Source organism: Pseudomonas spartinae, from assembly GCF_965197125.1.
Classification (GTDB): domain Bacteria; phylum Pseudomonadota; class Gammaproteobacteria; order Pseudomonadales; family Pseudomonadaceae; genus Aquipseudomonas; species Aquipseudomonas composti_A.
The window spans coordinates 158,231-172,221 of sequence record NZ_CBDAMB010000004.1; the positions used below are offsets into that span (position 1 = coordinate 158,231).

At 60.4% G+C, this 13,991-nt stretch carries 8 protein-coding genes; 5 read left to right on the plus strand and 3 right to left on the minus strand.

Going from position 1 to position 13,991, the window contains the following annotated elements:
• Window positions 1-26: 26 nt before the first annotated feature.
• The gene (locus ACN8M7_RS11420) at window positions 27-1,901 is read right to left on the minus strand and encodes an MFS transporter (protein WP_490260839.1); all 1,875 of its coding nucleotides are present in this window, start codon (window positions 1,899-1,901) and stop codon (window positions 27-29) included.
• Between the two features lie 553 nt (window positions 1,902-2,454).
• Between ACN8M7_RS11420 and ACN8M7_RS11425 the strand changes: the two genes are divergently transcribed.
• The gene (locus tag ACN8M7_RS11425; RefSeq protein WP_490260840.1) at window positions 2,455-3,159 is read left to right on the plus strand and encodes a 4'-phosphopantetheinyl transferase family protein; all 705 of its coding nucleotides are present in this window, start codon (window positions 2,455-2,457) and stop codon (window positions 3,157-3,159) included.
• A gap of 255 nt (window positions 3,160-3,414) precedes the next feature.
• Here the strand turns inward: ACN8M7_RS11425 and ACN8M7_RS11430 are convergent, their stop codons facing one another.
• Window positions 3,415-5,022, minus strand: coding sequence for an ATP-binding protein (locus ACN8M7_RS11430; protein WP_490260841.1), 1,608 nt, complete (start codon window positions 5,020-5,022; stop codon window positions 3,415-3,417).
• A gap of 10 nt (window positions 5,023-5,032) precedes the next feature.
• Entirely contained in the window at window positions 5,033-5,788 is a 756-nt protein-coding gene (locus tag ACN8M7_RS11435; protein WP_061237837.1) for a response regulator, read from the minus strand.
• Between the two features lie 763 nt (window positions 5,789-6,551).
• Here ACN8M7_RS11435 and ACN8M7_RS11440 point away from each other — a divergent pair.
• The 4 genes from ACN8M7_RS11440 to ACN8M7_RS11455 all read left to right on the plus strand — a co-directional run bounded on the left by ACN8M7_RS11440 (window position 6,552) and on the right by ACN8M7_RS11455 (window position 13,613).
• Entirely contained in the window at window positions 6,552-9,461 is a 2,910-nt protein-coding gene (locus ACN8M7_RS11440; RefSeq protein ID WP_490260842.1) for a ribonucleoside-diphosphate reductase subunit alpha, read from the plus strand.
• Window positions 9,462-9,896: 435 nt separating this feature from the next.
• Window positions 9,897-11,147 (plus strand): ribonucleotide-diphosphate reductase subunit beta, encoded by a 1,251-nt coding sequence (locus ACN8M7_RS11445; RefSeq protein WP_037000242.1) that lies wholly within the window; start codon window positions 9,897-9,899, stop codon window positions 11,145-11,147.
• Window positions 11,148-11,264: 117 nt separating this feature from the next.
• Window positions 11,265-12,335 (plus strand): ParA family protein, encoded by a 1,071-nt coding sequence (locus tag ACN8M7_RS11450; RefSeq protein ID WP_174447367.1) that lies wholly within the window; start codon window positions 11,265-11,267, stop codon window positions 12,333-12,335.
• A 903-nt stretch (window positions 12,336-13,238) separates the two neighbouring features.
• The gene (locus ACN8M7_RS11455; RefSeq protein WP_490260843.1) at window positions 13,239-13,613 is read left to right on the plus strand and encodes a hypothetical protein; all 375 of its coding nucleotides are present in this window, start codon (window positions 13,239-13,241) and stop codon (window positions 13,611-13,613) included.
• Window positions 13,614-13,991 lie beyond the last annotated feature (378 nt).

Sequence of the window (13,991 nt, forward strand, 5' to 3'; positions counted from 1 at the left end):
GAAAGCCCCTCCCACACGACCGTTCGCTATCGCCAATCCCCACGCAAGGCCGCCACCCGCGCCTGCAGCGCTTCGCGCTTGGCCTGCTCCGGTGCGACTGGCGCTCCCGCCACCAGGCACACCCGCGACCACAAGCGCCTGAACAGGCCCTTGTGCGGATCGCGGCTGAAGAAGCTGCCCCACAAACCCTGCAACGCCATGGGAATCACCGGTACCGGGTTCTCTTCGAGGATACGCTCGACCCCAGACCTGAACTCGTCGATCTCGCCATCGACGGTCAACTTGCCCTCGGGGAAGATGCACACCAGCTCGCCGTTACGCAGGTACTCGGCGATCTTCTTGAAGGCAGCGTCGTAGATCAGCAGGTCTTCGCTGCGCCCCGCGATCGGCACGGTGCCGGCGGTACGAAAGACGAAGTTGAGCACCGGCAGATCGTAGATCTTGTAGTACATGACGAAGCGCACCGGCCGGCGAATGGCGCCGCCGATCAGCAACGCATCGACGAACGACACATGGTTGCACACCAGCACGGCCGGCCCTTCCTCGGGAATGGCATCCAGGCCCTTGTGCTCGACGCGGTACATCGAATGCCCCAGCAGCCAGATGAGAAAACGCATGCTGAACTCGGGGACGATCTTGAAGATGTAGCTGTTGACCGCGATGTTCATCAGCGACACCACCAGAAACAGCTGCGGAATCGATAGCCCGGCGACGCTGAGGAACAGGATCGCGACGATGGCCGACACCACCATGAACAGCGCATTGAGGATGTTGTTGGCCGCGATCACCCGCGCCCGCTCATGCTCGGCGGTGCGCGACTGGATCAGCGCATACAGCGGCACGATGTAGAAGCCGCCGAACAGGCCGATACCGAGAATACAGCCAAGAATCCACCAGGCCTGGCCATGGCCCAGCAGCGCCAGCCAGTCATGCGGCGTGGTGCCCTCGGGAAACCCACCAGAGAACCACCAGAGCAGGATGCCGAACAGGGTCAGGCCGATGGAGCCGAACGGCACCAGGCCGATCTCCACCTTGTGCCCGCTCATGCGCTCGCAGAGCATCGAACCCAGGCCGATACCCAGCGAGAACACGGTAAGAATCAACGTCACCACGCTTTCATCGCCGTACAGCCATTCCTTGGCGTACGCCGGAATCTGCGTCAGGTAGATCGCGCCGAGAAACCAGAACCAGGAATTACCCACCAGCGAGCGCGACACCGCCGGGCGCTGGCCTAGGCCGAGCTTCATGATCACCCAGGACTGACGGAAGATGTTCCAGTCCAGCGGCAGCTCCGGCATCGCCGCTGCCGCCTTGGGAATGCCCTGACTGGCCAGGTAGCCGAGCAGCGCCACACCGACCACCGAGCCAGCGACGAGGGACGCATAACCGCTGCTGGCCATCATCACACCGGCGCCGATGGTGCCGGCCAGAATCGCCAGGAAGGTGCCCATTTCCACCAGCGCGTTGCCGCCCACCAGCTCTTCTTCCTTCAGGTGCTGCGGCAGGATCGAATACTTCACCGGGCCGAACAGCGCCGACTGCGTACCCATGGCGAACAGCACGGCGAGCATCAGCGGCAGGTTGTCCAGCAAAACCCCGGTAGCGCCAGCGAACATGATGCCGATCTCGGCGAGCTTGATCTTGCGGATCAGCGAATCCTTGGCGAACTTCTCGCCAAACTGCCCGCCGAGGGCGGAGAACAGAAAGAACGGCAGGATGAACAGCAAGGCGCAGAGATTGACCAGCAAGTCGCGGTCGACGCCCGTGTTGAGCTTGAACAAGATGGCGAGAATCAGCGACTGCTTGAAGATGTTGTCGTTGAAGGCGCCGAGCAATTGCGTCACGAAAAACGGCAGGAAGCGCTTCTTGCCGAGCAGGGCGAATTGCGATTGTTGGGTCATCGTCCATGGTCCTCGCGGGAGTCGGTTTTTGCCCGCACAGGCATTTGACTGCAAATACCCCCACGAAAGCCACAGGACAAATGCGAACGCCTTGGCGGTTCGCCCCTTCGTGGGAGAGTCTTTAGCCGCGACGACAACTGCACAAAGCTCGCCGCTAAAGCGCCTCCCACAACCGCGTGCACCTTCAGAATCCGGCACTGCGAAACCGCAAATCCCCCACCCAAGCCACAGGACAAATGCGATACGCCACCTGTGGGAGGGGCTTTAGCCGCGACGGCACCGGCACAGCCCTCGCCACTGCAGCGCGTCCTACAACGCGCGCGTCGCTGAACGCAGCGCAAAAAAAACGGCAGCCCAATCGGGCTACCGTTCTCGAACTCGGAGAAAACGTCAGTGCCCTCGCACCGACTACAACCTCACCTGCATTCCTTGGGGAATGCCGACACAGTCTGACAAAGGCCAGGCACGGCGTCCGTTTAGCTTTGTTAACTGCCTGCAAAGAAATGTAAACGGCGGATGACTGCATAGTCCGTCGCGCGGCACAATCGCGCCCATGAACGCTCACCACCCCGCCTGCTGCAGCCCTCTCGACACGCACAACCCGTTGCCCAACGCGCTTGCCGGCGCGCAGCTGATCAGCACCCGCTTCGACCCCGGCCTGCTCGCCGAGGACGACTTCGCCCGTTGCGCCATCGCACCGGTGCGCGGCGTGGCCAAGCGTCAGGCCGAATACCTGGCTGGACGCCTGTGCGCCCGCGAAGCGCTGCGCCGCGTGACTGGCCAACCCGGCGTGCCGGCCGTCGGCGCAGACCGCGCGCCGCAGTGGCCGCTCGGCGTGGTCGGCTCCATCACCCACGGCGACAACTGGGCCGCTGCCCTGGTTGCCAAACGCGAGCAATGGCGTGCCCTTGGCCTGGACGTCGAGCGCCTGCTGCCGGCCGAGCGCGCCCAGCGCCTGCAGGGCGAAATCCTCACTCCAGCCGAACTGCAGCGCTTGCAGGGCCTGGACGACGAGACTCGCGCCACGCGCATCAGCCTGACCTTTTCGCTCAAGGAAAGCCTGTTCAAGGCGCTCTACCCGCTGACCCTGACGCGCTTCTATTTCCATGATGCCGAGCTGCTGGAGATCGACCACCACAACGCGCGTTTGCGCCTGCTGATCGACCTGCGCCCGGAGTGGCGCGCGGGCGCCGAGCTGGATGGCCAGTTCGCCCTGTTCGATAACAAGGTGCTGAGCCTGGTGGCCGTGGCGGCGTGAGCATGGGACGGCCATAGGTGAATAACCCGGTCTGCACAGTGCGCTACGTAGGGAGGATGACGCTTTTCTCATCCACCACCCAGGCAACCACGATGGATCGGTCGGGCCGCGCAGGCGAAGCGCGCTCCACCCTGCACGTCTGGCCGCCCCGCCATACTCCATTGGACACTCCCGCCGCGAGCCTTTCGCCGCTAAAGCGCCTCCCACGGTGCCGGGTGGACAAGCTCCGCAGCGGTGCACAAAGCCGCAGACGCCTTACTCCCCCTGCTGCCGCGGCCACACCAGGCTGAAGCGCGCCCCACCGAGGCTGTCACTGCGACCGATCTGCGCCCGGCCGCCGTGCCAATAGATGATGCGCCGCACGATGGACAAACCGAGACCGTGCCCACCCGAGGCCCGAGTGCGGCTGTCGTCGAGACGCAGGAAGGGGCTGAACAGGCGCTCCCAGGCTTCTTCCGGCACGCCTGGTCCGTCGTCCTCGACATCGATGCGACAACGCCTGTAGCCGACCTGGCAGCTGATCAGCACCTTGCCTTCGGCATAGCGCATGGCATTGCTCACCAGATTCTGCAGCGCCCGGTGCAGATAGCGCGGCTCGGCCTCGACCCAGCAGGCGCCCTCGGCCTGCACGCTGAGCACCGCACCGGCTTCCACGCGTACCTTGTTGCTCAGCGGCGCCAACTCGTCGATCACCTGATCGATCAATGCCTTGAGCTCCACCTGCTGGAAATTCAGCGCCGGCGAGCCCTGTTCCAGGCGCGCGTAGGTGAGCATCTCGTCGACCAGCTTGTCGAGGTCCTGGATATCGCTGTCCATGCCATCCATGTACTTGCGCCGGGCCGCTTCACTCGGCGCGTCGGCGATCATCTCCAGGCCAAAGCGCAGCCGCGCCACTGGCGTGCGTAGCTCGTGGGACACCGCGCGCACCAGCTCGCGCTGCGTGCTCAGGGATGTCTGCAGGTGCTCGGCCATGGCGTTGAAGGCACTGGCCAGGCGCCCCACCGAATCGGCGCCACGGGTCGGCACGCGAGCATCCAGACGGCCACTGGCGATATGCGTGGCGGCGCTCTCCAGCCCGCGCAGGCGCTGCTCCAGCGAGCGCACCAGCAGGTAGACGATCAGGCCGATCAGGCTCAGCCCCAACGCACCGATCAACACCAGCAGCTGCGGCGGATAGGGGTTCATCTGGTACAGCGGGCCGATCTCCAGGACCCAGGGCGTATCGACGATGCCGGAGAACACATAGATGGAATCGCCCCCCTTGCCCAGCGCCATCACCGTATCGCCCTCGTCGATGCGCCGGCGCTGGTCGAGGTCGATGGTGGCGTCCTGCAGACGCACCAGCTGCAGGTCGAAGCCGAACTGCTTGGCCGCCTTCAGCTCGGCCAGGCGCTGCGGCTGCTCGGCCACCGGATAACGCATCAGCTCGTCGATCAGCAGGTAGTTGGTGGCCCGCGCCAGCTGCTCGCTGATCTGCTGGATCTCGCCGGTCAGCAGCAGCGGCTGCTTGCCGTCGAGCAGGCCGTAGACCTTGGCCGAGTGCGGGCCGGTCTGCTGCACCAGCACATGACCGCGCTGCAGGTGGTTGCGCTCGCTGCTCTCCAGCGCCACCTCGCTCAGCGCCTGCAACTCCAGCGGAATACCGAGCAGGCGCGACCACACCACCAGGGCGCGCTTGCGCTCCACTGCGTTCATCGGCAGCAGGTTGTCCGCCATCAGGCGAAAGGTGCCGCGCGCCAGGCCTTCGCGGTACTGGTCGCCACGTACCTCGTTGACCAGATGCAGGGTGCCGACGCCCAGCAGCGCCACCAGCACCAGCGCGGCGAGCATGCCGCCATAGATGCGCAGGAAGATCGAGTTCATGATCGCCCGATCAGTCGCGCAGCAGTGGAGGCGTATCGCCGAACGGCAGCGCTTCGGCGGCCTCGGCGACGAACAGATAGCCCTTGCTGCGCACCGTCTTGATCAACCGTGGATGCATCGGGTCGTCGCCGATCTTCGGACGGATGCGTGAAATGCGCACATCGATGGAGCGGTCCTGGCCGTCGTATTCGATGCCACGCAACGAGTTGAAGATCTCCTCGCGCGAGAGGATGCGCCCGGCGTTGACCGCCAGCAGCCACAACAGGTCGAACTCGGCGCTGGTCAGCTCGATGCCCTGCTCGCCCAGCCAGGCCTCGCGCATGGCGCTGTCGATGGCCAGCACGCCGAACTGCAGGCGCCGCGGCTGACCTTCGTCGCGCTCGCCTTCGCCGCCCTCATGACGGCGCAGCAGCGCACGAATGCGCGCCAGCAGCACGCGCGGGCGAACCGGCTTGCACACATAGTCATCGGCGCCCATCTCCAGGCCGAGCACCTGGTCCATGTCGTCGGTGCGCGCGGTGAGCATGAGGATCGGCCCCTTGTAGCCACTGCGCACCTTGCGACAGATGCTCAGGCCGTCTTCACCCGGCAGCATCAGGTCGAGAATCACCAGGTCCGGCTGCTCGGCCAGAATCCGCGCCGCCGCACTGCCGCCATCGGCCTCGATGGCCACGCGCAAGCCGTTGCCTTCCAGATACTCGCGGGTCAACTGCGCCAGGCGCTGGTCATCCTCGACGATCAGAATCTGCCACGCTTCTTGTTCCACACCCTCTCCCCTTGGCATACCGGCAAGCGCCGCCAACACAGAGGCCATTCTAGGGGCTGAGCGCGTCTCGGCGCGAGCGGCAAACCCATGCCAAAGCCTGGTCGCTTCGTCAAGCACAGCACATGCCAAGGCCACTATATATAGTGGTAGTCTGTGCGACGCCGAACAGCTTCGCCAACTCGTGGAAATCCTCTCGCCAAGGACGACGAACGGTCATCAACAGACAGAGCCAGAGAACACGCGGGCTACGCCGTTCACACCCACAAGGCACTCACAGCTTATCCACAGGCAGTTCCTTTCCTCGCGCCTTGCAATGCCTCAAACAGCGCACTATCTTGTATCCCCATCGCGCGCCACCCACCAGATATTGGGTTGCCGTAGGAAACCGGACACAAAAATAACGAATCGCGCAAGCCCTTTTCAGTGGGTTTTCCAGATGTTCCGGCCCAGTGTTTCGCCCTAACCCAGGCCTGGCCTGGGTTACAGCCACGCAGCAGCGCTCGACGCTGCGCGTGAGCCGGTCAGACAGCGGTCTTATCCGCCAGTCGACCACTATATGTAGTAGGCGGGGTGTGGTAATGCCCCGCTGTGACTTATGCGCCAGGACGGCACTTGAAGTCGTGCTTACCCTGCCCGCTCTTGCGACACCCGTACCCGGCCCCGCTGCTGCGTGCGGTTTAGTTGTTAATGGAATGAACGGCGGACAAGGCACGGTTTCCAATCGTGACGTCCAACCAGAAAATTACAGAACACGGAGATCTCCATGCATACCGACACTACTCGCGAGAACCCGCAGGCCGTGGCGCCGCAGGCCGCTGAATCCTCCCAGGATCTGGCTGCCACCGCGCCTGGCCAGCTGCGCGTGATCAAGCGCAACGGCACTGTCGTCCCCTACACCGATGACAAGATCACCGTCGCCATCACCAAGGCCTTCCTCGCAGTAGAAGGTGGCACCGCTGCCGCTTCGTCGCGTATCCATGACACCGTCGCGCGCCTGACCGAGCAGGTCACTGCCACCTTCAAGCGTCGCATGCCCTCCGGCGGCACTATCCACATCGAAGAAATCCAGGATCAGGTCGAACTGGCCCTGATGCGTGCCGGCGAGCAGAAGGTCGCCCGTGACTACGTGATCTACCGCGAAGCCCAGGCCAACAAGCGCAAGAGCGCCAATGCCGGCAACGACATCGCCCAGCCGCACCCGAGCATCCGCATCACCACCGCTGGCGGTGAAATGCAGCCGCTGGACATGGGCCGCCTGCAGACCATCATCCGCGAAGCCTGCGAAGGCCTGGCCGAAGTCGACGGTTCGCTGATCGAGCGCGAAACCCTGAAGAACCTGTACGACGGCGTAGCCGAGAAGGACGTCAACACCGCCCTGGTGATGACCGCCCGTACCCTGGTCGAGCGTGAGCCGAACTACAGCTACGTCACCGCCCGCCTGCTGATGGACAACATCCGCGCCGAGGCCCTGAGCTTCCTCAACATCACCACCAGCGCCACTCACCACGAGATGGCCGAGCTGTACGCCAAGGCCCTGCCGGCCTACGTCGAAGCCGGCTCGCAGTTCGAGCTGCTCGATCCGAAACTCAAAGAGTACGACCTGGAGAAGCTGGGCAAGGCGCTGAACCACGAGCGTGACCAGCAGTTCACCTACCTCGGCCTGCAGACCCTGTACGACCGCTACTTCATCCACAAGGACGGCATCCGCTTCGAACTGCCGCAGGTGTTCTTCATGCGCGTGGCCATGGGCCTGGCCATCGAAGAGCCGAACAACCGCGAAGACCGCGCCATCGAGTTCTACAACCTGCTGTCTTCGTTCGACTACATGGCGTCGACCCCGACCCTGTTCAACGCCGGCACCCTGCGTCCGCAGCTGTCCTCGTGCTACCTGACCACCGTACCGGACGACCTGTCGGGCATCTACGGCGCCATCCACGACAACGCCATGCTGAGCAAATTCGCTGGCGGTCTGGGCAACGACTGGACCCCGGTGCGCGCGCTGGGCTCCTACATCAAGGGCACCAACGGCAAATCCCAGGGCGTCGTGCCCTTCCTGAAAGTGGTCAACGACACCGCCGTGGCGGTCAACCAGGGCGGCAAGCGCAAGGGCGCCGTGTGCGCCTACCTGGAAACCTGGCACATGGACATCGAGGAATTCCTCGAGCTGCGCAAGAACACCGGTGACGACCGTCGTCGTACCCACGACATGAACACCGCCAACTGGATCCCCGACCTGTTCATGAAGCGCGTCTTCGAAGACGGCAAGTGGACCCTGTTCTCCCCGAGCGAAGTGCCGGACCTGCACGACCTGACCGGCAAGGCCTTCGAAGAGCGCTACGAGTACTACGAAGCCCTGATCGAGTACGGCAAGATCAAGCTGTACAAGACCATTCAGGCCAAAGACCTGTGGCGCAAGATGCTCTCGATGCTGTTCGAGACCGGCCACCCGTGGCTGACCTTCAAGGACCCGTGCAACCTGCGCAGCCCGCAGCAGCACGTCGGCGTCGTGCACAGCTCCAACCTGTGCACCGAGATCACCCTGAACACCAACAAGGACGAGATCGCCGTCTGCAACCTGGGCTCGGTCAACCTGGTCAACCACATCACCGACGGCAAGCTGGACATCGAGAAACTCGGCCGTACCGTGAAGACCGCTGTACGCATGCTCGATAACGTTATCGACATCAACTACTACAGCGTCGACCAGGCACGTAACTCCAACTTCAAGCACCGTCCGGTCGGCCTCGGCCTGATGGGCTTCCAGGACGCCCTGTACCTGCAGCACATCGCCTACGGTTCCGATGCCGCCATCGACTTCGCCGACAAGTCGATGGAAGCCATCAGCTACTACGCCATCCAGGCTTCCTGTGACCTGGCCGAAGAGCGTGGCAGCTACAGCACCTTCGAAGGCTCGCTGTGGAGCAAGGGCATCCTGCCGCTGGACTCGCAGCAGATCCTGATCGAATCCCGTGGCCAGAAGTACATCGACGTCGACCTGTCCGAGTCGCTGGACTGGGCACCGATCCGCGAGCGCGTGAAGAAAGGTATTCGTAACTCGAACATCATGGCCATCGCGCCGACCGCGACCATCTCCAACATCATTGGCGTGTCGCAGTCCATCGAGCCGACCTACCAGAACCTGTACGTGAAATCGAACCTCTCCGGCGAATTCACCGTGATCAACCCCTACCTGGTACGCGACCTGAAAAACCGCGGTCTGTGGGACCCGGTCATGGTCAACGACCTGAAGTACTACGACGGCTCCGTGCAGCAGATCGAGCGCATCCCGCAGGACCTGAAAGACCTGTACGCCACCGCGTTCGAAGTGGAAACCAAGTGGATCGTCGACGCTGCCAGCCGTCGCCAGAAGTGGATCGACCAGGCTCAGTCGCTGAACCTGTACATCGCCGGCGCCTCGGGCAAGAAGCTGGACGTGACCTACCGCATGGCCTGGTACCGTGGCCTGAAAACCACCTACTACCTCCGTGCCCTGGCCGCCACCAGCACCGAGAAATCCACCATCAACACCGGCAAGCTCAACGCAGTTTCCGCGGGTGGTGACGACGGCTTCTCGGCCAAGGCTCAGGCCCCTGCCCAGCAGGCCGCCCCGGCCCCGGCGCCCGTGCCAAAAGCCTGCGCCATCGACGAACCCGACTGCGAAGCTTGTCAGTAAGGCTGGCGCGTGGATCTGAGCGGCGCCCGCGTCGTTGCCTGGTAGGCCGGCCCCCATCACGTACTGAAGTACGCTCAGGGGCTCCGACCTACCAGGCGCCTAGCGCTCACTCGCTCAGCTACACGCTCGAAGGTTGGAAGAAAAGCTAGAGCAACACACTGATCAAACTAGGGAGAGGGCAAGGCTTTTCGTAGGAGCGGCTTCAGCCGCGAAGCTCGCGGACAAATCCGCTCCTACCGAGCCTTGCCACTGCCCACCAATTCCCGCCCCTCCTCCTCCGGGTCGAGCGGCAAAGAGTCAGCCAGCAATCCACCGCCTGCTGACCAGTGGTACCCGTTTACCCTTGCGCGCATCACGCAACGGAACATAATTCAAATTATCTGTATATCCATACAGGCCGGCATTCTCCGCCGGCCCTCACGCAGGAGCCAAGCCATGCTGAGCTGGGATGAATTCGACAAGGAAGACGGCGCAGAAGCAGCCGCCGCAAGCAATGCCAACGCACAGAGCGCCGGCACCAACTTCGACAAGCTCGACAGCGAAGCTGCCGGCTCGGTCGAGCAGGCCCGCGCTGTCGACGCCAACGACTCCGACGCCGTCGCCCGCGCCAAGAAAGCCCTGAACGACCTCGACATCCAGGAAGGCCTGGACGACCTCGAAGGCGCCTCCGCGCGCGTACAGGTCGGCGACAAGCAGATGATCAACGCCCGAGCCGACCTCAACCAGCTCGTACCCTTCAAGTACGACTGGGCCTGGCAGAAGTATCTGGATGGTTGCGCCAACCACTGGATGCCGCAGGAAGTGAACATGAACGCCGACATCGCGCTGTGGAAGAGCACCGATGGTCTCTCCGAAGACGAGCGCCGCATCGTCATGCGCAACCTCGGCTTCTTCTCCACTGCCGACAGCCTGGTTGCCAACAACCTGGTACTGGCCGTGTACCGCCTGATCACCAACCCCGAGTGCCGCCAGTACATTCTGCGCCAGGCCTTCGAGGAAGCGATCCACACCCACGCCTACCAGTACTGCATCGAGTCGCTGGGCATGGATGAAGGCGAGATCTTCAACATGTACCACGAGATCCCGAGCGTCGCGAAGAAGGCCTCCTGGGGCCTGAAGTACACCCGCTCGATCTCCGATCCCAAGTTCGAAACCGGCACCCCGGAAACCGACCGCCAGTTCCTGCGCAACCTGATCGCCTACTACTGCGTACTGGAAGGCATCTTCTTCTACTGCGGCTTCACCCAGATTCTCTCCATGGGCCGCCGCAACAAGATGACCGGCACTGCCGAGCAGTTCCAGTACATCCTGCGTGACGAATCCATGCACCTGAACTTCGGCATCGACGTGATCAACCAGATCAAGATCGAGAACCCGCACCTGTGGGATGCCCAGATGAAGGACGAAGCGACCCAGATGATCCTGCAGGGCACCCAGCTGGAGATCGAATACGCGCGTGACACCATGCCACGCGGCGTACTGGGCATGAACGCCGCGATGATGGAGGACTACCTCAAATTCATCGCCAACCGTCGTCTGACTCAGATCGGCCTGAAGGAAGAGTACCCAGGCACCACCAACCCCTTCCCGTGGATGAGCGAGATCATGGACCTGAAGAAGGAGAAGAACTTCTTCGAGACCCGCGTGATCGAGTATCAGACTGGTGGGGCGTTGAGCTGGGATTGATTCCGGTGACTCATCAAAGAGACTAAGAGCGCTTTACCTGAAATGGATGTTTGGGGCAGCGAGTAGAAACTTGAAGCCCCGCATTGTGCGGGGCTTTTCATTTTAGAGAGTTAGATAATGCCACTCATCTCTAGCTATGCAATCTGGAACAACAAAGGCGGCGTTGGCAAAAGCACTATCACATTCCACTTAGCGACAAGATACGCCGAACAAAACCCAGAAAAAGATGTATTAGTGATTGACCTTTGCCCTCAATCAAACTCCAGCATGATTCTCCTTGGCGGGGGAATAACTGGCGAGAACAATGTACTAAACCTTTGTAGCCAGACAACTCCACAGACAGTGGTGGGATATCTCAGCGAGGTCATTTCCCGAGGCTCCGGCGCCCCTCTACCCCAGCCAAGTAACTTTATTGTAAATGTAAATACATTCAACAAATCCACCCCAAACAATATATTCCTCCTATGCGGCGACGGAAACCTCGAGCCAATGGCTCCAGCAATAACTGGCGCGGCAGCAGCACCAGCGCTTACACCAGCAGTTCAACCGTGGAAGTGGGTACACACAATATTCCGCGAGCTAATCAACAACCTAGCCTCAACAAGCAAAAAAGATTTAATAGTCTTCATTGATACAAACCCAAGCTTTTCAATTTACACAGAGCTAGCTATTTCTGCTGCCGACCGACTGATTACTCCTGTAAACGCGGATGACTCTTCAAGGGTTGCAACAAATGCAATGTTTATTCTCCTGCATGGACAAACCCCTCCGCATCCAATATATGGATCATGGACATATGCAGCCCAAGCACAACGCCACGGAATGACTATCCCGCAAATCCACACGATAGTTGGAAACAGACTAACTCAATACGATGGTGCCGCAACGGCATTTATGGCTTTATCAGATGCCACTGCCGACACATTATTCTCAGCATACCTCACGCACCCGAGCTATTTCACAAGTAGAAAAACTCCCGCATCAAACATTCATGACTTTAGAAACCAATACTCTGTAGCCTTACGAGACTTCAACACAGCTGGGGTAGTCGCAGCCCACTTAGGCATTCCCCTATCGAAGCTTACTCAAGGCTATCACGCAGTACATGGGACACAGGTAAAGGTCAATGCTGAAAGAGTGGATGAGTGTTTATCAGCTATTGATGACGTGATAACCCATATCAGCTGATATATGATTGATCGTTCCCACGCTCCGCGTGGGAACGTAACTCTTTAAAGCAAAAGAGCTGACACATTTATTTTCTTCGTCACCCTCTTCTACTGGTTTCGCCCTTACGGCGAGTCACTTTCTCTTTGCTCGCGCGAAAGAGAAAGTAACCAAAGAGAAAGCGCGCCCGGCATCCGGGTTTCGCTGCGCGAAACTCCCCTCGCTCCGGCACTGTTCCGAGGGTCGTCACGGTGGGCCATCCTTGGCCCATCGCTCCTCGTTTGGCATCCATGCCAAACGCCCCTCTCCACAGCACCTCCACTCGGCCTCCTGACGGGATTCGGGGACCGCGGTGTTTGAACATTTTGTGGAAGACGGAGCAAAAGCAAAGGCACAACGAGAGCATCGCGGCTAACGCCGCGATGCTCTCGTTTTGTTTGGTGCTAGAACATCAATCTGCCAGACGATGCCAAACGCCCCATCAGGAGGCCGAGTGGAATCGTTGTGTAAGGGGTTGAGCGGCATGGATGCCGCGAGAGCCGCGATGGTGCAGGGATGGCCATTTTAGTCAAGCATTAGACCCCATCAGATTTTGATCGGGGCGGGCAAGGGTACGGAGGCTCTGCATCCGTACCCTTGGTTGCCAAGCTCTGGAAGGCAAAAATGGTGGGAAATTCAGGGCAGGGCCGACATAATCAATAATGGCAGGATGCCGCACAACAGGGAGATTTATGTATACACTCTATGCCATCGGAATATTCTTTGGGCTGCTAATTCTTAGCTTTACGCTTGCAGGTATCAGCCACCACATTAAAGCTATTAGCCCCATCTGGTATGTCGCATACATACTAAATAAACTTTCTGCCACTGCTATCCCAATCTGTATATTAATAGACCTTTTTAATCTAGCATTTTGAGAGCGCCATGTTATACAGTGCGAATGATTTGAACCGCATCCAAAAAGCAACAGGCATTAAAATTGGGCAAGATCAAATAAACTCTATCCTCACTCTGCAAAGCCCCGAACAAACAGAGCAATTTATTGAGGATCTTCAAAAAGTTGTTTTTATTTATGAGGATTCGCTGCCAGCAGGCGGACGGGTGCAGGATCAATATGCCGAAGAATGGGGGCTGGTCTGCAAAAGGATTGGTATATGGTTCTCTTACCTTTCCCTCCTTGAACCCAAGCGACGTGGATGGTTTGGTAAAAAGGAAATACCATTCCCGGCAAAAATGATGTTATCGCAAGTTTTATCCCCAGACGCTCCGATTCGAAAAACTGGGATTCTCGAAATTTGAGATATTGATCAGGCTCTGCCTCATCGTGCGGGAACAATCGAACAATCGGGGACAGACCACGATTTACCGGCGCCACCCATACCCCTTTTCGCCCTTACGGCGAGTCACTTGACTCGCTTCGCTCGCCCTTCGGGCCATCCTGCGGCTGTTACTCCGCTTCGCTCCGTTTCTCTTTACTCGCGCAGAAAGTAACCAAAGAGAAAGCGCGCCCGGCATCCGGGTTTCGCTGCGCTCAACGCCCCTCGCTCCGGCGCTGTTCCGAGGGGCGTCGCGAAGGGCCATCCCTGGCCCATCACTCCTCGTTTGTCATCCATGCCAAACGCCCCTCTCCACAGCACCTCCACTCGGCCTCCTGACGGGATTCAGAGACCGAGTCGC